Here is a 20,838-nt window from a genome sequence, read left to right on the forward strand (position 1 = left end):
GATGAAATTACTCATTGTCGAAGACGATCTGCTGCTGCAGGAAGGACTGGCTCTGGCGCTCTCTGCGGAGGGCTATACGCTCGATTGCGCTGGCACTGCCGCCGAGGCTGATGGCCTTATCCAGAGCGGCGAGTACAGCCTGGTGATCCTCGATCTTGGCCTGCCGGATAAAGACGGAGCTACTCTACTCAGCCAGTGGCGTCGTCGTGGGGTGGATAATCCGGTGCTGATCCTGACGGCGCGCGATGCGCTGGAAGACAGGATCAACGGCCTCGACTCCGGCGCCGACGACTATCTGGTGAAACCTTTTGCCCTGGCGGAACTACAGGCGCGGGCACGGGCCTTAATCCGGCGTTATCAGGGGCACAGTGATAACCTGCTCAGCGACGGGGATCTGACGCTAAACCTGCAAACGCAGCAGGTATTACAGCAGTCCCAGCCGGTTGAGGTCACCCCGAAAGAGTTCGCCCTGCTAACGCGGCTGATCATGCGCACCGGGCAGACCGTCCATCGTGAGACCTTACAGCAGGATATCTACTCCTGGCAGGACGATCCCGGCTCGAACACCCTTGAGGTTCATATCCATAACCTGCGGCGCAAGCTGGGTAAAGACCGCATCAAAACCGTGCGCGGCGTGGGCTATCGTCTGGAGAGCCAAAAATGAACAGCATGCGCCGTCGTCTGATGGTGCTGTTAGCAGTCATTCTGCTGTTCTTTCAACTCATCAGCGTTATCTGGCTCTGGCATGAAAGCCGGGAGCAAATCGGCTTCCTTGTCAGCGAGACGCTTTCTGCCAAATCGCGCAACCAGCATGTTGAGAAAGAGATCCGGGAGGCGATCGCCTCGTTGCTGGTGCCTTCCCTGGTGATGGTCGGTTTTACGCTGCTGTTCTCCTTCTGGGCCGTCAGCTGGATCACCCGCCCCCTCAATCAGCTCCGCTCCAGCCTGGCAAACCGCTCTGCCGACAATCTCACCCCGCTACCGATGTATTCCGATATGGAAGAAGTTGGCGCCGTGACCACCTCTCTGAATCAACTCCTTGCCCGGCTGGATCAAACCATTCAGCAGGAGCGTCTGTTCACTGCTGACGCCGCACACGAGCTGCGTACGCCCCTTGCGGGCATCCGCCTGCATCTGGAGCTGATGGCGCAGTCAGGCTCGCCGCAGGCCTCTACGCTGATTGCCCGTATCGATCAACTGATGCATACCGTGGAGCAACTTCTGATGCTGGCCCGGGCGGGCCAGGCTCTGGCCAGCGGTCATTACGATACGGTTAACTGGAGCGAATCCATCTTTGCGCCGCTGGCGCTGGAGAATGAGACCAAAGATCACACTCTGATCTGGCCGCAGACGGGCTCCCTGAGCGTACAGGGAGACGCCATCCTGTTGCGGCTGATGCTGCGCAATTTGCTGGAAAACGCGGTACGTTACAGCCCGGCGGGAACCACCATTGAAGTCAGCATGCAGGATGTCGACGATGGTACGCTGGTGAGTGTTTCCGATCAGGGGCCTGGCATTGATGAGGCACATCGCCAGTCCATTACCGAGCCGTTTCGCCGTATCGATCAACGCTACGGCGGCAGCGGGCTGGGGTTAAGCATCGTCCAGCGTATCGTGCAGTTGCATCGCGGCAAGCTGACGCTGGAAAACCGTCCCGAAGGTGGGCTGACGGTCAGCTGCTGGCTACCGGCAAAATTGAATTAAAAAAAAAGCCCCCTTGGTAAGGGGGCCATTGATGGTCTTAACGCTTGTAGATGAATTCGACGCCTTCTTCGTCGTCTTCGTCCCAGTCGTCATCCCAGTCTTCGTCGTCTTCTTCTTCCGTCTGCTCTTCAAGCTGCTGACGGTGGTAGTCATCCCACATGAATTCGACTTTCTCAGGCTGCTTCGCTTCTTCTGCCTGCGTTACCGGGTTCTCGATGATAAAGGTCATCACGTCCCAGCACAGATCTTTCACGCCCATCTGGCTTGCCGCGGAGATAAGATAGTACTTATCTTCCCAGCCCATCGCTTCAGCAATGGCTTTCGCCTTCGCTTCGGCTTCTGCTTTGTCCATCAGGTCGATCTTGTTGAAGACCAGCCAGCGCGGTTTCGCAGCCAGCTTATCGCTGTACTTTTCCAGCTCGCCAATAATGATGCGGGCGTTCTCTACCGGATCGGAACCGTCGATCGGATCGATATCGATGAGGTGCAGCAGAACGCGGCAGCGCTCAAGGTGTTTCAGGAAGCGGATCCCTAAACCAGCGCCTTCTGCAGCGCCTTCGATCAGGCCCGGGATATCCGCAACCACGAAGCTCTTCTCGGTGTCCATACGCACCACGCCGAGGCTTGGCACCAGGGTGGTAAACGGATAGTCCGCCACTTTCGGCTTGGCCGCAGAGACTGCACGGATGAAGGTAGATTTACCGGCATTCGGCATCCCCAGCATCCCGACGTCTGCCAGCAGCATCAGCTCCAGCTGCAGATCGCGCTTGTCACCCGGCGTACCCATCGTTTTTTGACGTGGGGAACGGTTAACTGAGGATTTGAAACGGGTGTTACCCAGACCGTGCCAGCCGCCTTTCGCTACCATCAGGCGCTGACCGTGTTTGGTCATATCACCCATGGTTTCGCCCGTGCCCTGATCGATAACGCGCGTCCCGACCGGCACTTTCACGCTGACATCTTTCCCGCGCTTGCCGGTACAGTCACGGCTCTGGCCATTCTGGCCACGCTCTGCGCGGAAAGCTTTCTCGAAACGGTAGTCGATCAGGGTGTTAAGGTTCTCGTCGGCTTCAAGCCATACGTCCCCGCCGTCACCGCCGTCGCCGCCGTCAGGGCCGCCACGCGGAATGTATTTTTCACGGCGGAAGCTTACGCAACCATTACCGCCATCACCTGCCACGACCAGGATCGTTGCTTCATCAACAAACTTCATTTTACTCTCCGTAAATCATTCGCCTGAGCGGGGGACAACTACAACCGCTTCACTTTTGCGCCAACGTCCCCAAAGACGATGACCAATGGCGGAATACATCGCGCCCGCAACCACGACAAACGCACCGATATAAGCCAACAGGTTTAACATCGGTTTGACGAAGAAATCGGGCCAGGCCATTGATAATAAATCTGAAAATAACAGCGTAAACAGCGGGGTAAGCGTAATCAGTGCGCTCACCTGTGCTGCCTGCCAGCGCGCCATCGCTTCCGCCAGCGCGCCATAACCGACTAACGTGTTCAGACCACAAAAGATCAGACACGCCAGCTGCCAGTCGCTTAACTGGGTAATGACTCCCGGCTTCGCCAGCGGCAACAGTGCAATAGTACATAAAGTGTACAGCAAAAACAGGATCTGCTGTGACGCCAGACGACGCAATAACACCTTTTGCGCGACGCCATAACTTACCCACACCGCCGCCGCACTCACGCCGAAAATCACACCCCAGGTGTAATCCGTCAGGCGGGTAAAGATCTCTATCAGACTGGTATTGAAGAACAACACCAGACCACAAAGCAGCATCATTGCCCCAATCACCTGCGTGCCGCGCATCTTCTCTTTGAGGATAACGACACTGGCGATCATCATGCCAACCGGTGACAGCTGACCTATAACTTGCGAGGCGGTAGGGCTAAGATACTGCAGGGAAGAACTGAACAAGATGAAGTTGCCGAACAGACCACCTGTCGCAATCGCCAGTACAATAATCCAGCGCGGCTTGCGAAAAATGCGCATCGGCGGAAGCTTACCCTTGATTGCCAGGATAGTCCCCAGACCAACACCGGCCATCAGGAAGCGATAAAACACCACCGTTGGTGGTTCCATCACTTCAAGAACCTGCTTCATTGCAATGGGCAATGCGCCCCAGCACATCGCGGTGATGAGTGCCAGGAGAATACCAATGCCGGCTTGCTGCTTCATGCCCGTTTTCCCTACAGAAAAAATTACCGGGTTTCCAATGTAAAAAGCCCCGCAACACGTTGCGGGGCTTTAATCCGTTACCGGACCGAGAAAACCTTACTCAGCAACAATGCTGATGTATTTACGGTTGTTCGGGCCTTTAACTTCAAATTTCACTTTACCGTCTGCTTTAGCAAACAGAGTGTGGTCACGACCGCAACCTACGTTGTTACCCGCGTGGAACTTAGTGCCACGCTGACGAACGATGATGCTACCCGCCAGAACAGTTTCGCCACCGAAACGCTTAACGCCAAGGCGTTTAGCTTCTGAATCGCGACCGTTACGTGTGGAGCCGCCAGCCTTTTTATGTGCCATTTAAATCTCTCCTCAGGTCTTAGGCGCTGATGCCAGTAATTTTCACATCAGTGAACCACTGACGGTGGCCCTGCTGCTTACGGTAGTGTTTACGACGACGAAACTTAACGATCTTAATTTTCTCGCCACGACCATGAGCAACAACTTCAGCTTTGATAACGCCGCCATCAACGAAAGGAACGCCGATTTTGACTTCTTCACCGTTTGCGATCATCAGAACTTCAGCGAACTCAACAGCTTCGCCAGTTGCGATGTCCAGCTTTTCCAGGCGAACGGTCTGACCTTCGCTTACTCGGTGTTGTTTACCACCACTTTGGAAAACCGCGTACATATAAACTCCGCTTCCGCGCACATCCTCGTGTGATTCAGAGTGCGCTATAAATATTCACAATAGGGCGCGAATATTACGCAAAACGCGAGCCTTTGACAAGTGCTACCGTCAATACATGAAGAAAAAAAACACAACACGTACGGTAACGTTTATCTGAGGCGTTTTTTCAGTACAATCAGCGCTACTATTGATAAACCGAACCCTACGTTAACCCATTTGAAATGTGGAAAACAGGACTACAAGCCCGGCTTTTGCGATGAATTTAGAAAAAATCAATGAGTTAACCGCGCAAGATATGGCGGGTGTAAATGCAGCGATCCTGGAACAGCTCGACTCTGACGTTTCCCTAATCAATCAGTTGGGTTACTACATCGTCAGCGGTGGGGGCAAACGCATCCGTCCAATGATCGCTGTGCTGGCCGCTCGCGCGGTAGGCTATCAGGGGAATGCGCACGTCACTATTGCGGCGCTGATCGAATTTATTCATACCGCTACGTTGCTGCATGATGACGTTGTCGATGAGTCCGACATGCGTCGTGGCAAAGCCACCGCCAACGCGGCATTTGGCAATGCTGCCAGCGTGCTGGTCGGTGATTTTATCTATACGCGCGCCTTCCAGATGATGACCAGCCTCGGCTCGCTGAAGGTGCTGGAAGTGATGTCCAAAGCGGTGAACGTGATCGCGGAAGGCGAAGTTCTGCAGCTGATGAACGTCAACGACCCGGACATCACCGAAGAGAACTACATGCGGGTGATCTACAGCAAAACCGCACGTCTGTTTGAGGCGGCGGCCCAGTGCTCCGGTATTCTTGCTGGCTGTAGCGAGGAGCAGGAACGTGGCCTGCAGGATTACGGGCGCTATCTTGGCACCGCCTTCCAGCTGATCGACGATCTGCTCGATTACAGCGCCGATGGCGAGACGCTGGGCAAAAACGTCGGGGACGACCTCAATGAGGGCAAACCGACGCTCCCGCTGCTGCATGCCATGCGTAACGGTACCCCTGAACAGGCAAACCTGATCCGCGAAGCCATTGAACAAGGAAACGGCCGACACCTTCTGGAACCTGTACTGGAAGCAATGGCAACCTGTGGTTCACTGGAATGGACGCGTCAGCGTGCCGAGGAAGAAGCGGATAAAGCCATCATCGCACTTCAGGTGATCCCTGACAGTCCATGGCGTGATGCCCTGATCGGTCTCGCCCATATTGCTGTCCAACGCGATCGATAAGCAGTTCCAGGAACTCTCTTTTTCATGAAAAGAGAGTTCCGATAAGTTCCAAATAATATCCATAACGTTGTTAAAGAATCCGCTTACAGGCCGCATGATTAAAGCCCTGGCAAAATCTGAATGTTGCTTCCAGTAACGCGAACTTTTTAGAACCGCTGTTCGAAGAAGGTATAGTAAAAACGTCATTTAATTGAAATGACGTAAACGTACCAGAACAGAGGGACCGCTGAATGGATAAGAAATTTATCGACTGGCACTCGGCCGATATTATTGCCGCGCTGCGTAAAAAGGGAACATCACTGGCGGCAGAATCCCGTCGTAATGGCCTCAGTTCATCCACCCTGGCAAACGCGCTGACGCGCCCCTGGCCGAAGGGAGAACTGATCATTGCAACGGCGTTAGATACCGATCCCTGGGTCATTTGGCCATCACGCTACCATGACCCGCTAACCCACGAATTTGTCGACAGAACGCGCATGATGCGCCAGAGCAGAAAACAAAAAGAGCGCCAACAATGACGCTCCTTTAAACGGGACCAGCAACCCCCCGGTCGAAATGGCAGGGGGCTGCCTTAACGATTACTCGCCTTTCACACGCTCAATATTTGCACCCAGGGCACGCAGTTTATCTTCGATGCGCTCATAGCCGCGATCGATGTGATAAATACGGTCCACCAGCGTTGTACCTTCCGCAATACAGCCCGCCAGCACCAGGCTTGCAGACGCACGCAAATCCGTCGCCATCACCTGCGCCCCGGATAATTTTTCCACACCATGACAGATCACGGTGTTGCTTTCGATCTCAGCATGGCCACCCATACGGATCAGTTCCGGTACGTGCATAAAGCGGTTTTCGAAGATGGTTTCGGTAATGAAGCCAGTCCCTTCTGCCACAAGGTTCAACAGAGTGAACTGCGCCTGCATATCGGTCGGGAACGCCGGATGCGGAGCTGTACGCACGTTCACGGCCTTAGGACGCTTACCGTGCATATCCAGGCTGATCCAGTCTTCACCGATTTCGATGTCCGCACCGGCATCACGCAGCTTAGCCAGTACCGCATCCAGCGTATCAGGCTGTGCGTTACGACAAACGATCTTACCGCCGGAGATGGCCGCTGCGACCAGGAAGGTCCCGGTTTCAATACGGTCAGGCAGAACGCGATACACGCCGCCGCCCAGGCGCTCAACGCCTTCAATGGTGATACGGTCGGTACCCTGGCCGGTGATCTTCGCCCCCAGCGTATTCAGGAAGTTCGCGGTGTCCACAATCTCTGGCTCACGCGCGGCGTTCTCGATAATGGTGGTACCTTCAGCCAGCGTTGCTGCAGACATAATGGTGACGGTTGCGCCAACGCTCACCTTATCCATCACGATATGCGCGCCCTGCAGGCGGCCATTGACGGAGGCTTTGACGTAACCCTCTTCCAGCTTTATTTCGGCGCCCAGCTTCTCGAGGCCGAAAATATGCAGATCGACCGGACGCGCGCCAATGGCACAGCCGCCCGGCAGCGAGACCTGGCCCTGACCAAAACGGGCCACCAGCGGACCCAGCGCCCAGATGGAAGCGCGCATCGTTTTCACTAGGTCGTACGGCGCGGAGAAGTTGTTCACGTTACTGGCGTCGATCCACACGGAGCCGTTACGTTCTACCTTGGTACCCAGCTGGCCGAGCAGCTTCATGGTGGTATCAATGTCTTTCAGTTTCGGGACGTTCTGGATCTCTACCGGCTCTTCCGCAAGCAGTGCGGCAAAGAGGATCGGCAGCGCGGCGTTTTTGGCACCGGAAATTGTGACTTCGCCCTGGAGACGCGTAGGTCCCTGAACACGAAATTTGTCCATGTGATTACTCTCTGTATGAATTCAACCGTGCTGCGGGCAACTCACCCTCAGCTCAAAAACCGTTTAGTTTGCGATCGCGTGCCCACTCAGTCGGGGTGAACGCCTTGATCGACAGGGCATGGATACGATTATCCGCGATATATTCCATCAGCGGCGCATAAACAGCCTGCTGTTTTTTCACGCGGCTCATGCCGTCAAAGATCTCTCCCACAGCAATAACCTGAAAGTGGCTGCCGTCGCCGGAGACGTGGGCTTCCTGGAGGGCAAGTGCGTTCATCAGCACGGTCTGGATTTCATGATTTTCCATGGGATCTCTATCATCTGGTGTGAAAACAAGCCCAACATCTTAGAGCAAAGTGGCGCGGTCTTAAACAAGCAAAAAGCCCCGACGATGAAACAGTCGGGGCTTTTGATAGTAACGTACTGAAAAAATTAGCGAGGCAATACGTCTTCCGGCAAATTATAGAGCTGAGCCAGGGTGATGACGTTATCGCTGGCGCCCGCCAGCGTCACCTGCCTGCCCTGCCCTTTGCCTGCTGCCACCAGATGAACCAGCAGCGCGACGCCTGCTGTATCCACGCGAGAAATGCCGCCAAGGTCGATACAGGAGATTCCCTGCATGGCTTCATGACGCGCATCCCACAGAGGATTCAGATAATCCTGATCCAGCTCGCCAGTGAGTAATAGCGTCTCACCCTCACGGGTCCAGCTGAGCTGCGACATCATTATTTGCTCTGGTCCAGGGTGATTTTCTGGCGCGAGATGCTGTTCAGCTGGGCAGTCAGGCCATCAATGCCCTTGGTGCGCAGCAGGTCACTCCATTCGTTCTGCTTGGTGGTAATCATGCTGACGCCTTCGGCAATCATGTCGTATGCCTGCCAGTTACCGTTCTGGCTGTTCTTACGCCACTGGAAGTCCAGACGCACTGGCGGACGACCGTTCGGATCGACGATGGTCACGCGAATAGGCAGGATGGTGGCAGAACCCAGCGGCTGTTCCGGCGCAATCTGATACGTCTGGCCGTGGTACATCGCCAGCGCCTGACCGTAAGCCTGCTTCAGGTACTCACGGAACGCAGCAAAATAGGCATCACGCTGGGCTGGCGTTGCGTCTTTGTAGTAACGACCCAGCACCAGGGCCCCGGCATATTTTACCTGTACATACGGCAGCAGCTCCTGATCAACCACATCGCGCAGATAATCGGGATTGGACCGAATTTTCGGTTGCTCATTTTTAAGGCGATCGAAGGTTTTCTTGGCCGCCTCATTCATCTGTTGATAGGGATTGCTCTGATCGGCTGCGTTAGCGGCAGTCAAAGGGGCAATCATCAGCATGGCAACCATTAACAGTCGTTTAATCATGAATTACTTCTCCTGAGATGAATTCGTCGTGCCAACAGGCGGCGTAATGTCACTCTGCGCAGGTGTCTGAGCAGCTTGATTCTCGTCACCCCCTTTACTGTTGCTGTTGTAAAGGAACTGACCAATCATATCTTCCAGCACCATGGCTGACTTCGTATCCTGAATCACGCCACCGTCTTTAAGGATAGTCGTTCCCAGTTCGGGATCTTCAAAACCGATGTTCAGCGCCAGGTATTGTTCACCTAACAGGCCGGAGGTACGGATAGACAGGGAGCTGGTATCCGGGATGTGGTTGTAGCGCTCTTCAATATCCAGCGCAACGCGCGGCAGATAGGTTTTCTCGTCGAGAGTGATGTCGGCCACACGCCCGACCACGACCCCGCCAATACGCACCGGAGAACGGCTTTTCAGGCCACCGATATTATCGAAGGTGGCATAAATGCGGTATGTCGGCTCGGTACGGATCGTCGTGACATCTGCCACTTTGAAGCTTAAAAACAGTGCGGCCAGCAGTGCCAGCAAAACAAATACACCTACCCAAATTTCTACTTTTTTCGTTTGCATGAACTCATTTCCCAAACATCAGTGCGGTGAGCACAAAATCCAGAGCCAGTATGGCCAGCGACGAATGCACAACAGTGCGGGTGGTTGCCCGGCTGATACCGGCAGACGTCGGGATGGCATCGTAGCCATTGAACAACGCAATCCAGGTGATCGTTATGGCAAATACCGCGCTTTTAATCAGGCAGTTAACCAGATCCAGACGCCAATCAACGGCGCTCTGCATCGCCGACCAGAAGAAACCGGCATCAATTCCTTTCCACTGTACGCCAACCATCGATCCGCCCCAGATCCCCACCGCAACAAACAGGATAGTCAGCAACGGCAAGGAGATCATGCCCGCCCAGAAGCGCGGCGCGATCACCCGACGCAGCGGATCCACCGCCATCATCTCCATACTGGAGAGCTGCTCGGTGGCACGCATCAGGCCAATTTCTGCCGTCAGCGCCGACCCGGCACGCCCGGCGAACAGCAGTGCAGCAACCACCGGCCCCAGCTCACGCAGCAGGGAGAGCGCCACCAGCATACCGAGGCTGGTTTCCGCACTGTAGGTGGTGAGGACCAGATACCCCTGCAGCCCCAGCACCATCCCGATGAAGACACCGGAAACGATGATAATGAGCATCGACAGCACGCCGACATTGTACAGCTGGCGAACCAGCAGAGGGGCATGTTTGCGGAATTCCGGTTTCCCGACCAGCGCATTGAATAACATCAACCCGGCACGCCCGAACGTCCTGATGGTTTTTATGCCACGGTGTCCAAGAGCGGCCAACGCATTTAACAGCATGAGTGGCTTAACTCCCTATTCCCAATAAATCTTTATGATAATCGCCCGCCGGATAACGGAACGGCACGGGGCCATCTGCAATACCGTCGAGGAACTGACGGACGCGGGCATCGCAGTTACTCTGTAATGCTTGTGCGCTACCGTGCGCCACAATTTTTTTATCCGCCACGATATAGGCGTAATCGGCAATGCTCAGCACTTCGGGTACGTCATGGGTGACCACAATACAGGTCACGCCCAGGGCGCTGTTCAGTTCAGAGATCAGTTTGACCAACACGCCCATGGTGATGGGATCCTGGCCGACGAACGGCTCATCGAACATGATCAGATCGGGTTCCAGCGCGATCGCGCGCGCCAGGGCTGCACGACGGGCCATCCCGCCGGAGAGTTCAGAAGGCATCAGTTTGGCTGCGCCACGCAGGCCGACAGCCTCGAGCTTCATCATGACGGTACTTTTCAACAGTTCCGGCGGCAGATGCGTATGCTCACGCAGCGGATAAGCGACATTATCGAAGACGTTCATGTCAGTAAAAAGCGCGCCGGACTGAAAAAGCATGCTCATGCGTTTACGTACGGTATAGAGGCGCGAGCGAGACATCGCCGGGATATTTTCGCCGTCAAAGAGGATCTCGCCCTGGCTCGGCGGGATCTGCCCACCAATCAGGCGCAATAACGTCGTTTTACCAATGCCGGACGGGCCCATGATGGCGGTGATTTTACCGCGAGGCACGGTGAGAGAGATGTTGTCAAAAATGACCCGGCTGCTGCGCGTGAAGCTGACGCCACGGACATCGACTATATTCGCTCCATTCAGGCTCATGTACATTTCCTTTCTATTGCCGGTTCAGGATCAGCTTGATGCCTGATTTCGCCGCAAACCCAACATTTTTACAGAATATTACCTCTGCAGGTAAGCGAAAGCTGGCATTTGTTTTACTTTTACAACGCATAAAGTCAAAATTAGGAATACGTTACGTCTACAGACAGTATGCAGCGGCAGAGATTTTTTCTCGGTGGACCGGCGAGTATACCTGAAGAAAGGACTTTTGATGCTTCTTGCAACGGCACTGTTAATAATTGGTTTACTTTTGGTGGTCTACAGTGCCGACCGTCTGGTGTTCTCCGCATCAATTCTGTGTCGTTTATTAGGTGTTCCCCCCCTGATTATTGGGATGACGGTGGTCAGCGTGGGTACCTCCCTGCCGGAGATTATCGTCTCTGTCGCCGCCTCGCTGCACGATCAGGTTGATCTCGCCGTGGGAACAGCCATTGGCTCCAACATTGTCAACATTTTGCTCATCCTGGGACTTGCCGCACTGCTCCATCCATTTCGCGTGCATTCTGATGTTCTGCGACGCGAATTACCGCTAATGTTAATTGTCAGTCTGCTGGCCGGTTATGTGTTATATGACGGGCAGTTAACGCTTAGCGATGGCATTTTCCTGCTGGCACTGGCGGTCATCTGGCTGTTTTATATTGTTAAGCTGGCCCGGGCGGCAGAAAAGCAGGGCAATGACACCCTGACCCTTGAGCAGGTTGCAGAGCTACCGCGTGAGGGAAATTTGCCCGTCGCGCTGCTCTGGCTGGGCGTGGCGTTAATCATCATGCCGATGGCGACGCAGATGATCGTTGATAATGCGACGGTGCTGGCCAACTACTTCGCCATGAGCGAATTAACCATCGGCCTGACGGTGATTGCCATTGGCACCAGTCTCCCCGAGCTGGCCACGGCGATTGCCGGCGCGCGTAAAGGCGAAGATGACATAGCGATTGGTAATATCATCGGTTCCAATATTTTCAATATTGCCATTGTGCTGGGTCTGCCAGCCCTGATTGCTCCCGGCGCCTTTAATCCGCTGGCGTTCAGCCGGGATTACGGGGTGATGGTGTTAGTCAGCGCTATCTTCGCCCTGCTCTGCTGGCGGCGTAAAAGGCAGATTGGTCAGGGCGCTGGCGCGCTGCTGACGGTGGGATTTATCATATGGATGGCGATGCTGTACTGGCTCTCGCCTCTTCTCTCTGGGTAAACGGAAACGCATTATGTCGCAAATAGAATTGCAGCCGGGTTTTGACTTTCAGAAAGCAGGAAAAGAAGTTCTGGAGATAGAACGTGAAGGTCTGGCGCAGTTAGATCAATACATTAATCAGGATTTTAGCCTCGCGTGTGAGAAAATTTTCCACTGCACCGGCAAAGTCGTGGTGATGGGAATGGGTAAATCCGGGCACATTGGTCGTAAAATGGCGGCCACCTTCGCCAGTACCGGCACAACCGCCTTTTTCGTTCATCCCGGTGAAGCGGCGCACGGTGACCTCGGCATGGTCTCAGCGCAGGATATCGTCATCGCGTTATCCAACTCGGGTGAATCGAATGAGATCCTGGCCCTGATCCCGGTGCTGAAGCGGCTCCACGTTCCCCTTATCTGTATCACCAGCCGTCCTGAGAGCAGCATGGCGCGCGCCGCAGATATCCATCTGTGCGTCAAAGTGCCAAAAGAGGCCTGCCCGCTGGGGCTGGCACCAACCTCCAGCACCACCGCTGCGCTGGTAATGGGAGATGCACTGGCCGTCGCCCTGCTCGAAGCCCGCGGCTTTACCGCCGAAGATTTCGCCCTCTCCCATCCGGGTGGTGCGCTGGGACGTAAATTGCTGCTGCGGGTGAATGACATCATGCATACCGGGGATGAAATTCCACGCGTTAGTAAAGACGCCTCCCTGCGCGATGCGCTGCTGGAAATCACCCGTAAAAACCTCGGCATGACCGTCATCTGCGATGATCAGATGAAAATTGACGGGATTTTCACCGATGGGGATCTGCGCCGCGTGTTCGATATGGGTGTAGATGTTCGTAAGCTGGGTATCGCCGATGTGATGACCCCCGGGGGGATTCGGGTGCGTCCCGGCCTGCTTGCTGTCGAAGTATTAAACCTGATGCAGTTCCGCCATATCACCTCCGTCATGGTTGCTGATGGCGACCAGTTGCTGGGTGTGGTACATATGCATGATCTGCTGCGCGCAGGCGTAGTGTAATGAAGGATAAGACAATGATTAATGCGGGTGCATCCCTTGCAACCTGTTACGGCCCGGTCAGTGCGCAGATGATGTCGCAGGCCGAAAACATTCGCCTGCTGATTCTGGATGTCGATGGCGTGCTGTCTGACGGCCTGATTTATATGGGCAACAATGGCGAAGAGCTGAAGGCCTTCAACGTCCGTGATGGTTACGGCATTCGCTGTGCGCTCACGTCTGGCATAGAAGTTGCCATCATCACCGGGCGTAAGGCTAAACTAGTAGAAGATCGCTGCGAAACGCTGGGCATTACCCATCTCTATCAGGGACAATCCGATAAGATGGTCGCTTTCAGGGACTTACTTGGTAAACTGGCCATCGCCCCGGAAAACGTCGCCTACGTCGGAGACGATCTGATTGACTGGCCAGTGATGGCAGAAGTGGGTTTGAGCGTCGCTGTGGCTGATGCCCATCCGCTTTTGATCCCGCGCGCTGACTATGTCACCCGTATCAACGGTGGCCGCGGCGCAGTAAGAGAAGTCTGCGACCTGCTGCTGCTGGCGCAAGGTAAGCTTGATGAGGCCAAAGGGCAATCGATATGAGTAAAACCAGACGTTGGGTTATTATTCTGCTTTCGCTGGTAGCACTGGTACTGATTGGCGTGAATCTCGCTGACAAGGACGACGAACAAGCGCCGGCGGTCAATACTAACGATCCAACATACAAAAGCGATCATAGCGATACCGTGGTGTACAGCCCGGAAGGGGCTTTGAATTATCGCCTTATCGCTCAGCATGTTGAGTATTTTTCCGAACAGGGCGTCTCCTGGTTTACCCAACCGGTGATGACCACGTTTGATACCAATAAAGTGCCGACCTGGTCGATTAAATCAGACCGGGCAAAACTGACGAATGACCGTATGCTTTATCTGTATGGTCATGTTGAGGTGAATGCGCTGACCGCAGACTCACAGCTGCGCAAAATCACAACCGATAACGCACAGATTAACCTTGTGACGCAGGATGTCACGTCGCAGGATCTGGTTACGTTATACGGCACCACATTTAATTCCAGCGGTCTGAGAATGCGCGGGAACTTACGCAGCAAGAACGCAGAGCTGATTGAAAAGGTTAGAACCTCCTATGAAATTCCAAGCAAACAAACTCAGCCTTAAATTTGTTATTGCCAGCGCGCTGCTGGCCGTCAGCCTGCCTGCGCTTGCTGTAACGGGTGATACCGAGCAGCCGATTCATATCGAATCCGATACGCAGTCGCTCGATATGCAGGGCAACGTGGTGACCTTTACCGGCAATGTGGTCGTGACCCAGGGCACCATCAAAATCAACGCCGACAAGGTGGTGGTGACGCGTCCTGGCGGGGAAGACGGTAAAGAGATTATCGATGGCTACGGCAACCCGGCCACCTTCTACCAGATGCAGGACAACGGTAAGCCGGTGAAAGGCCGTGCCTCCCAGATGCACTACGAGCTGGCGAAAGACTTCGTGGTGCTGACCGGCAATGCCTTCCTGGAGCAGCTCGACAGCAACATCAAGGGCGACAAGATCACCTATCTGGTGAAAGAGCAAAAAATGCAGGCCTTCAGTGAAAAAGGCAAACGCGTAACCACCGTCCTGGTTCCATCGCAGCTGCAGGACAAAAACAACACTCAGGCCCCGGCACAGAAAAAGAGTAACTAATTCGTTATGGCAACATTAACTGCAAAGAATCTCGCCAAAGCCTACAAGGGCCGTCGCGTAGTGGAAGATGTCAGTTTGACCGTCAACTCCGGCGAAATTGTCGGCCTGTTGGGTCCTAACGGTGCGGGTAAAACCACTACCTTTTACATGGTGGTAGGGATTGTGCCGCGCGACGCGGGTAACATCATCATCGATGACGAAGATATCAGCCTGCTGCCGCTTCATGCACGTGCGCGTCGCGGTATCGGTTACCTGCCACAGGAAGCGTCGATCTTTCGCCGTCTGAGCGTCTTCGACAACCTGATGGCGGTGCTGCAGATCCGTGACGATTTGACCTCCGAGCAGCGTCAGGATCGCGCCAACGAGCTGATGGAAGAGTTCCATATCGAACATCTGCGCGACAACATGGGCCAGGCGCTCTCCGGTGGTGAACGTCGCCGTGTGGAAATTGCCCGCGCGCTGGCAGCCAACCCGAAATTTATTCTGCTTGATGAACCTTTTGCGGGCGTCGACCCGATTTCGGTTATTGATATTAAACGAATTATTGAGCATCTGCGCGACAGTGGTCTGGGCGTGCTTATCACCGACCATAACGTGCGTGAGACGCTGGCGGTCTGTGAGCGGGCTTACATCGTCAGCCAGGGCCATCTGATTGCCCACGGCACACCGCAGCAGATCCTCGAAGACGATCATGTTAAGCGCGTGTATCTTGGGGAAGACTTCAGACTCTGATAGGGTAGAAGTACAGTCTCGCGTAAACGGAGAAAAATGCTCTGAACATGAAGCAAGGTTTGCAATTAAGGCTCAGCCAACAGCTGGCAATGACGCCGCAGCTCCAACAGGCCATTCGTCTGTTGCAGCTGTCGACGCTAGAACTCCAGCAGGAGCTCCAGCAAGCGCTGGACAGCAATCCCCTGCTTGAGCAAACCGATCTTCACGACGAGGTAGAAACTCAGCAAACTCAGGACACCGAAAATCTCGACAGCGTTGATGCGCTGGAGCAAAAAGAGATGCCTGACGAGCTTCCTCTGGATGCCAGCTGGGATGAGATCTACACCGCCGGCACGCCATCCGGCACGCGCGCAGACTACCAGGATGATGAATTACCGGTGTATCAGGGCGAGACCACCCAATCGCTGCAGGATTACCTGATGTGGCAGGTGGAGCTCACGCCGTTTTCCGATACCGATCGCGCCATCGCTACCTCCATTGTCGATGCCGTCGATGAGACCGGCTATTTGACCGTGTCGCTGGACGATATTCTGGAAAGCATCGGTGATGATGAGATCGATCTTGAAGAGGTCGAAGCGGTTCTGAAGCGTGTTCAGCGTTTCGATCCGGTCGGCGTCGCAGCACGCGATTTACGTGACTGCCTGCTGATTCAGCTTTCGCAGTTCGTTAAAGAGACGCCGTGGCTGGAAGAGGCTCGCCTGATCGTTAGCGAGCATCTGGATCTGCTGGCCAACCACGACTTCCGCTCATTGATGCGCGTAACGCGCCTGAAAGAAGAGATCCTGAAAGAAGCGGTTAATCTGATTCAGTCGCTGGATCCACGTCCGGGGCAGTCTATCCAGACCAGCGAGCCCGAGTACGTTATTCCCGATGTGCTGGTGCGCAAGCATAACGGCCTGTGGGTTGTGGAACTGAATTCCGACAGCATCCCGCGTCTGCAAATCAATCAGCACTACGCCTCGATGTGCACCAGCTCGCGCAATGATTCGGATAATCAGTTTATCCGCAGCAATCTGCAGGAGGCACGCTGGCTGATCAAAAGCCTCGAGAGCCGCAATGACACCCTGCTGCGCGTCAGCCGCTGCATCGTCGAACAACAGCAGGCGTTTTTTGAGCAGGGTGAAGAATTTATGAAGCCGATGGTGCTGGCCGATATCGCCCAGGCCGTCGAGATGCATGAATCGACGATTTCCCGCGTGACGACGCAGAAGTATCTGCACAGTCCGCGCGGTATTTTTGAGCTTAAGTATTTTTTCTCCAGCCACGTCAATACCGAAGGCGGCGGCGAAGCCTCGTCGACGGCCATTCGGGCGCTGGTGAAAAAATTGATCGCCGCGGAAAACCCCGCGAAACCACTGAGCGACAGTAAGTTAACCACCATGCTGTCCGATCAAGGTATCATGGTGGCACGCCGTACTGTTGCGAAGTATCGAGAGTCTTTATCCATTCCGCCGTCAAACCAGCGTAAACAACTGGTCTGACACAACCGATAAGGAAGACACTATGCAGCTCAACATCACTGGACACAACGTCGAAATTACTGAGGCCCTGCGTGAATTTGTGAATACAAAATTCGCCAAGCTTGAGCAGTACTTCGAGAGGATCAATCAGGTCTACATTGTGTTAAAAGTGGAAAAAGTGACTCATATCTCGGATGCAACCCTGCATGTCAACGGAGGCGAAATTCATGCCAGTGCGGAAGGACAAGACATGTACGCGGCTATCGACGGCTTGATTGACAAGCTCGCCCGACAGCTAAACAAACATAAAGATAAACTGAAACAACACTAATTGTCCGGGCAGTTAACGGGTGCAGGTTGGCCTGTTGTGAAACACAACGGGCCCTTTGTACAGTTAGCGCTTAGGTGAAATTATGATGAATAACGATTCAACTCTACAACTGAGCAGTGTCCTTAATCAGGAATGTACCCGCAGTGCCGTCCACTGCCAGAGCAAAAAACGTGCGCTGGAGATCATCAGTGAACTGGCCGCAAAACAGCTGAGCCTGCCGCCACAAGTGGTATTTGAAGCGATTCTGACCCGTGAAAAAATGGGCAGTACCGGCATCGGCAACGGCATCGCCATTCCCCATGGCAAACTTGAAGAGGATACCCTGCGTGCTGTAGGGGTGTTTGTTCAGCTGGAAACACCTATCGCCTTTGATGCTATTGATAACCAGCCTGTCGATTTGCTGTTTGCCCTGCTGGTGCCAGCGGATCAGACCAAAACACATTTGCACACCCTCTCGCTGGTGGCCAAACGCCTGGCGGATAAAACCATCTGTCGCCGTTTGCGCGCGGCTCAGAGCGATGAGGAGCTTTATCAAATCATTACGGAAACGGAAGGCAATCAGGATGATGCGTAATCGGGTGATGGCGTTGACATCTGTAGTCCTGAGGAGAAACGGTACATGGTGCTGATGATCGTCAGCGGTCGTTCAGGGTCCGGAAAATCGGTGGCCCTGCGAGCGCTGGAAGATATGGGCTTTTACTGCGTGGATAACCTGCCGGTAGTGTTGCTGCCCGAGCTGGCGAAATCACTGGCCGATCGGCAGATTTCTGCCGCGGTCAGCATCGACGTGCGTAACATGCCGGAATCCCCGGAGATCTTTGAGCAGGCGATGAGCAGTTTGCCGGAGGCGTTTTCACCTCAGCTGCTGTTCCTTGATGCCGATCGCAACACGCTGATCCGTCGCTACAGCGATACCCGTCGTCTGCATCCGCTCTCCAGCAAAAATCTGTCGCTGGAAAGCGCCATTGACCAGGAGAGCGATCTGCTGGAGCCGCTGCGTTCCCGCGCCGATCTGATCGTTGATACCTCCGAAATGTCTGTCCATGAACTGGCGGAAATGCTGCGTACCCGCCTGCTGGGCAAACGCGAGCGCGAGCTGACGATGGTGTTTGAATCCTTCGGCTTTAAGCACGGTATTCCGATCGATGCAGACTATGTGTTTGACGTGCGCTTCCTGCCGAACCCGCACTGGGATCCGAAGCTGCGTCCGATGACCGGCCTGGATAAACCCGTCGCCGCGTTCCTTGACAGGCATACGGAAGTGCATAACTTTATCTATCAGACGCGCAGCTACCTTGAACTCTGGTTGCCGATGCTGGAGACAAACAATCGCAGCTACCTGACGGTGGCGATTGGCTGTACCGGGGGCAAACACCGTTCGGTCTATATTGCTGAGCAACTGGCTGACTATTTCCGCTCGCGCGGCAAAAACGTGCAGTCCCGTCATCGTACGCTGGAAAAACGCAAAACATGACCGTAAAGCAGACCGTTGAGATCACCAATAAGCTGGGCATGCATGCACGCCCGGCGATGAAGTTATTTGAACTGATGCAAGGGTTTGACGCGGAGGTTCTGCTGCGTAATGACGAGGGCACCGAAGCCGAAGCCAACAGCGTAATTGCCCTGCTGATGCTCGACTCCGCCAAGGGCCGACAGATCGAAATCGAAGCTACCGGCCCGCAGGAAGAAGAGGCGCTGGCAGCAGTCATTGCGCTGTTCAACGCCGGCTTTGATGAGGATTAATGCAGCTTATTGGCCTGCATAAACCCTTCCCCGCCTAACTGCCGCATCTGGCGCAGGATCCACGCCTGACGGTTGCGTACATAGCCTGAAGGCGCACTGGCCTTAAAGCGGATGGGGTTCGGTAACACGGCGGCCAGCAGCGCGGCCTCGGATGCCGACAGACGGCTCGCGGGTTTATGGAAATAGCGCTGGGCAGCAGCTTCGACACCAAACACCCCCTCGCCAAACTCCGCGATATTCAGGTATACCGTCAGGATGCGTTTTTTACTCCACACCGTTTCGATGCCCAACGTCAGTCCGGCTTCAAATCCTTTTCTCATCCAGCTGCGTCCGTCCCATAAAAACAGGTTTTTCGCCGTTTGCTGAGAAAGGGTTGATGCGCCGCGAATGCGGCTCTCATTACGCTCGTTGTGCGCTAACGCCTTTTCTATTGCCCCAACATCAAACCCCCAGTGATCCGGGAATTTCTGATCCTCGGCGGCAATAACGGCCAGCCCCATCCACGGCGAGATCTCATCCATACTCACCCAATCAGAATGGGCGATATAGCTGAAATCGCCTCGCAGCCAGCTCCCCAACTGACGTTCAATCATCACCGCGGAAAACGGTACCGGCAGGAAGCTGAACAGGGCGATACCGCCGCCCCAGAAGACCGCCATCACTACCAGGACACGAATGACGATCCGTCTTACCCAGCCGGATCGGGGACGCTTCAATCTCATGCCGTCAGCACCAGCACGCGGGTGACCAGCTTCTCAATACCTGTCGCAGCTTCGGCAATGTTCTCCGCCAGCATATACGCGGGGGTGGTCACGATTCGGTTCTCTTCGTCGACCACAATATCGTCTACCGGACACGGAATATGCTCTCCGCCCATGTCTTCGATGGCTTCAGCGGTATCAATGTCGGTGCCGATAGTCAGACGCAGCGGGATATCAAAGATGGCTGGCAGCATCGCCGGGGCGATACAGATAAAGCCCAGCGGTTTACCGGCCTCATGCATCTGTAGCGCCAGGGTTTTCAAATCGCTATCCACCCGGCAGGCGCTGCCCTGGTGGGCAAAATCACTGAGGTTTTTTGCGGCACCAAAACCGCCCGGCACAATTAGCGCATCCAGTTCGGCAGCATGGGCCTCACTGAGCGGACGGATCTGCCCGCGGGCGATGCGCGCCGCCTCAATCAGGACATTTCGGCTTTCCGCCAGCGGTTCACCGGTAAGGTGGTTGATGACATCGGACTGAGTTTTGTCTGGTGCGAAACAGACCGCTTCTGCACCGTTGCGCGCCAGCGCCAGCAGCGTCAGAACCGCTTCATGTATTTCAGAACCATCGTAAACACCGCACCCGCTCAGTACTACGCCGACCTTTTTCATCCTGCGATCCCTCTCGAAAAATGTTACATGCACATTAAAAATTCTGATTAATACGGTGTGCTTCACACATTTAACTGATTCATGTAACAAAGTATTTAAGATTTGCTATCTTAACTGCGTGCGGCCTGAATTTTCC

Annotated in this window: 28 protein-coding genes; 15 read left to right on the forward strand and 13 right to left on the reverse strand. The window is 54.6% G+C overall.

The window, feature by feature from the left end:
- The first annotated feature begins 1 nt into the window (after window position 1).
- Both pmrA and pmrB read left to right on the forward strand, forming a co-directional pair.
- Window positions 2-664 (forward strand): two-component system response regulator PmrA, encoded by a 663-nt coding sequence (gene pmrA / locus G7090_RS20735; RefSeq protein ID WP_106994820.1) that lies wholly within the window; start codon window positions 2-4, stop codon window positions 662-664.
- Window positions 661-1,704 carry a two-component system sensor histidine kinase PmrB gene (pmrB, locus tag G7090_RS20740; protein ID WP_106994821.1) on the forward strand — a complete coding sequence of 348 codons (1,044 nt, stop codon included), beginning with the start codon at window positions 661-663 and terminating at the stop codon, window positions 1,702-1,704. Before pmrA ends, pmrB begins: the two co-directional genes overlap by 4 nt.
- Before the next feature lie 37 nt (window positions 1,705-1,741).
- Here pmrB and cgtA read toward each other — a convergent pair whose 3' ends face one another.
- The 4 genes from cgtA to rplU form a co-directional block, all read right to left on the reverse strand.
- Window positions 1,742-2,917 carry an Obg family GTPase CgtA gene (gene cgtA, locus G7090_RS20745; RefSeq protein WP_106994822.1) on the reverse strand — a complete coding sequence of 392 codons (1,176 nt, stop codon included), beginning with the start codon at window positions 2,915-2,917 and terminating at the stop codon, window positions 1,742-1,744.
- 15 nt (window positions 2,918-2,932) lie between these two features.
- A complete protein-coding gene (locus tag G7090_RS20750; RefSeq protein ID WP_106994823.1) occupies window positions 2,933-3,898 on the reverse strand; it encodes a DMT family transporter in 966 nt (321 codons plus the stop codon).
- A gap of 96 nt (window positions 3,899-3,994) precedes the next feature.
- Window positions 3,995-4,252 (reverse strand): 50S ribosomal protein L27, encoded by a 258-nt coding sequence (rpmA, locus tag G7090_RS20755; protein WP_007673187.1) that lies wholly within the window; start codon window positions 4,250-4,252, stop codon window positions 3,995-3,997.
- A 19-nt stretch (window positions 4,253-4,271) separates the two neighbouring features.
- The gene (gene rplU / locus G7090_RS20760) at window positions 4,272-4,583 is read right to left on the reverse strand and encodes a 50S ribosomal protein L21 (protein WP_106994824.1); all 312 of its coding nucleotides are present in this window, start codon (window positions 4,581-4,583) and stop codon (window positions 4,272-4,274) included.
- 256 nt (window positions 4,584-4,839) lie between these two features.
- Here rplU and ispB point away from each other — a divergent pair, with 256 nt between their 5' ends.
- Complete coding sequence (gene ispB / locus G7090_RS20765) at window positions 4,840-5,811, forward strand: octaprenyl diphosphate synthase (protein WP_166184226.1); 972 nt, start codon at window positions 4,840-4,842, stop codon at window positions 5,809-5,811.
- A gap of 230 nt (window positions 5,812-6,041) precedes the next feature.
- Window positions 6,042-6,329, forward strand: coding sequence for a DNA-binding transcriptional regulator SfsB (gene sfsB, locus G7090_RS20770; protein ID WP_106994826.1), 288 nt, complete (start codon window positions 6,042-6,044; stop codon window positions 6,327-6,329).
- A gap of 60 nt (window positions 6,330-6,389) precedes the next feature.
- Here the strand turns inward: sfsB and murA are convergent, their stop codons facing one another.
- The 7 genes from murA to mlaF all read right to left on the reverse strand — a co-directional run bounded on the left by murA (window position 6,390) and on the right by mlaF (window position 11,181).
- Window positions 6,390-7,649 carry a UDP-N-acetylglucosamine 1-carboxyvinyltransferase gene (gene murA, locus G7090_RS20775; protein WP_106994827.1) on the reverse strand — a complete coding sequence of 420 codons (1,260 nt, stop codon included), beginning with the start codon at window positions 7,647-7,649 and terminating at the stop codon, window positions 6,390-6,392.
- A gap of 52 nt (window positions 7,650-7,701) precedes the next feature.
- On the reverse strand, window positions 7,702-7,956 hold the full coding sequence (gene ibaG / locus G7090_RS20780; protein WP_032614457.1) for a BolA family iron metabolism protein IbaG: 255 nt from the start codon (window positions 7,954-7,956) through the stop codon (window positions 7,702-7,704).
- Window positions 7,957-8,081: 125 nt separating this feature from the next.
- On the reverse strand, window positions 8,082-8,375 hold the full coding sequence (mlaB, locus tag G7090_RS20785) for a lipid asymmetry maintenance protein MlaB (protein WP_166184228.1): 294 nt from the start codon (window positions 8,373-8,375) through the stop codon (window positions 8,082-8,084).
- Complete coding sequence (gene mlaC, locus G7090_RS20790) at window positions 8,375-9,010, reverse strand: phospholipid-binding protein MlaC (protein WP_166184231.1); 636 nt, start codon at window positions 9,008-9,010, stop codon at window positions 8,375-8,377. The genes mlaB and mlaC overlap by 1 nt, the downstream gene beginning before the upstream one ends.
- 3 nt (window positions 9,011-9,013) lie before the next feature.
- Window positions 9,014-9,574, reverse strand: coding sequence for an outer membrane lipid asymmetry maintenance protein MlaD (gene mlaD / locus G7090_RS20795; RefSeq protein WP_106994830.1), 561 nt, complete (start codon window positions 9,572-9,574; stop codon window positions 9,014-9,016).
- A gap of 4 nt (window positions 9,575-9,578) precedes the next feature.
- Window positions 9,579-10,361, reverse strand: a complete 783-nt coding sequence (gene mlaE, locus G7090_RS20800) for a lipid asymmetry maintenance ABC transporter permease subunit MlaE (RefSeq protein WP_106994831.1) — start codon at window positions 10,359-10,361, stop codon at window positions 9,579-9,581.
- A 7-nt stretch (window positions 10,362-10,368) separates the two neighbouring features.
- A complete protein-coding gene (gene mlaF, locus G7090_RS20805) occupies window positions 10,369-11,181 on the reverse strand; it encodes a phospholipid ABC transporter ATP-binding protein MlaF (RefSeq protein WP_106994832.1) in 813 nt (270 codons plus the stop codon).
- A gap of 229 nt (window positions 11,182-11,410) precedes the next feature.
- Between mlaF and G7090_RS20810 the strand changes: the two genes are divergently transcribed.
- The 11 genes from G7090_RS20810 (at window position 11,411) to npr (ending at window position 19,330) form a co-directional block, all read left to right on the forward strand.
- A complete protein-coding gene (locus G7090_RS20810; RefSeq protein ID WP_166184233.1) occupies window positions 11,411-12,388 on the forward strand; it encodes a calcium/sodium antiporter in 978 nt (325 codons plus the stop codon).
- 13 nt (window positions 12,389-12,401) lie between these two features.
- Window positions 12,402-13,388 (forward strand): arabinose-5-phosphate isomerase KdsD, encoded by a 987-nt coding sequence (gene kdsD / locus G7090_RS20815; protein ID WP_166184236.1) that lies wholly within the window; start codon window positions 12,402-12,404, stop codon window positions 13,386-13,388.
- A gap of 14 nt (window positions 13,389-13,402) precedes the next feature.
- Window positions 13,403-13,969, forward strand: coding sequence for a 3-deoxy-manno-octulosonate-8-phosphatase KdsC (kdsC, locus tag G7090_RS20820; RefSeq protein WP_106994894.1), 567 nt, complete (start codon window positions 13,403-13,405; stop codon window positions 13,967-13,969).
- On the forward strand, window positions 13,966-14,541 hold the full coding sequence (gene lptC, locus G7090_RS20825; RefSeq protein WP_106994835.1) for an LPS export ABC transporter periplasmic protein LptC: 576 nt from the start codon (window positions 13,966-13,968) through the stop codon (window positions 14,539-14,541). Before kdsC ends, lptC begins: the two co-directional genes overlap by 4 nt.
- Window positions 14,510-15,064, forward strand: coding sequence for a lipopolysaccharide ABC transporter substrate-binding protein LptA (gene lptA / locus G7090_RS20830; RefSeq protein ID WP_106994836.1), 555 nt, complete (start codon window positions 14,510-14,512; stop codon window positions 15,062-15,064). The genes lptC and lptA overlap by 32 nt, the downstream gene beginning before the upstream one ends.
- Window positions 15,065-15,070: 6 nt before the next feature.
- Complete coding sequence (gene lptB, locus G7090_RS20835; RefSeq protein ID WP_106994837.1) at window positions 15,071-15,796, forward strand: LPS export ABC transporter ATP-binding protein; 726 nt, start codon at window positions 15,071-15,073, stop codon at window positions 15,794-15,796.
- A 47-nt stretch (window positions 15,797-15,843) separates the two neighbouring features.
- Window positions 15,844-17,277 (forward strand): RNA polymerase factor sigma-54, encoded by a 1,434-nt coding sequence (rpoN, locus tag G7090_RS20840; RefSeq protein WP_106994838.1) that lies wholly within the window; start codon window positions 15,844-15,846, stop codon window positions 17,275-17,277.
- A gap of 22 nt (window positions 17,278-17,299) precedes the next feature.
- Complete coding sequence (hpf, locus tag G7090_RS20845; RefSeq protein ID WP_106994839.1) at window positions 17,300-17,587, forward strand: ribosome hibernation promoting factor; 288 nt, start codon at window positions 17,300-17,302, stop codon at window positions 17,585-17,587.
- Between the two features lie 82 nt (window positions 17,588-17,669).
- Window positions 17,670-18,161, forward strand: a complete 492-nt coding sequence (gene ptsN / locus G7090_RS20850) for a PTS IIA-like nitrogen regulatory protein PtsN (protein WP_039031625.1) — start codon at window positions 17,670-17,672, stop codon at window positions 18,159-18,161.
- Between the two features lie 45 nt (window positions 18,162-18,206).
- Window positions 18,207-19,061 (forward strand): RNase adapter RapZ, encoded by an 855-nt coding sequence (gene rapZ / locus G7090_RS20855; protein ID WP_106994840.1) that lies wholly within the window; start codon window positions 18,207-18,209, stop codon window positions 19,059-19,061.
- The gene (gene npr, locus G7090_RS20860; protein WP_047058971.1) at window positions 19,058-19,330 is read left to right on the forward strand and encodes a PTS phosphocarrier protein NPr; all 273 of its coding nucleotides are present in this window, start codon (window positions 19,058-19,060) and stop codon (window positions 19,328-19,330) included. Before rapZ ends, npr begins: the two co-directional genes overlap by 4 nt.
- Here npr and mtgA read toward each other — a convergent pair.
- Window positions 19,327-20,052 (reverse strand): monofunctional biosynthetic peptidoglycan transglycosylase, encoded by a 726-nt coding sequence (mtgA, locus tag G7090_RS20865; protein WP_371811733.1) that lies wholly within the window; start codon window positions 20,050-20,052, stop codon window positions 19,327-19,329. The two genes, npr and mtgA, sit on opposite strands and share 4 nt — an antisense overlap.
- Window positions 20,049-20,702, reverse strand: a complete 654-nt coding sequence (elbB, locus tag G7090_RS20870; RefSeq protein WP_166184238.1) for an isoprenoid biosynthesis glyoxalase ElbB — start codon at window positions 20,700-20,702, stop codon at window positions 20,049-20,051. The genes mtgA and elbB overlap by 4 nt, the downstream gene beginning before the upstream one ends.
- Between the last annotated feature and the right edge of the window lie 136 nt (window positions 20,703-20,838).

Origin of the sequence: Leclercia sp. 29361, assembly GCF_011290365.1 — a bacterium.
In the GTDB taxonomy this organism is placed as follows: Bacteria; Pseudomonadota; Gammaproteobacteria; order Enterobacterales; family Enterobacteriaceae; genus Enterobacter; species Enterobacter tamurae.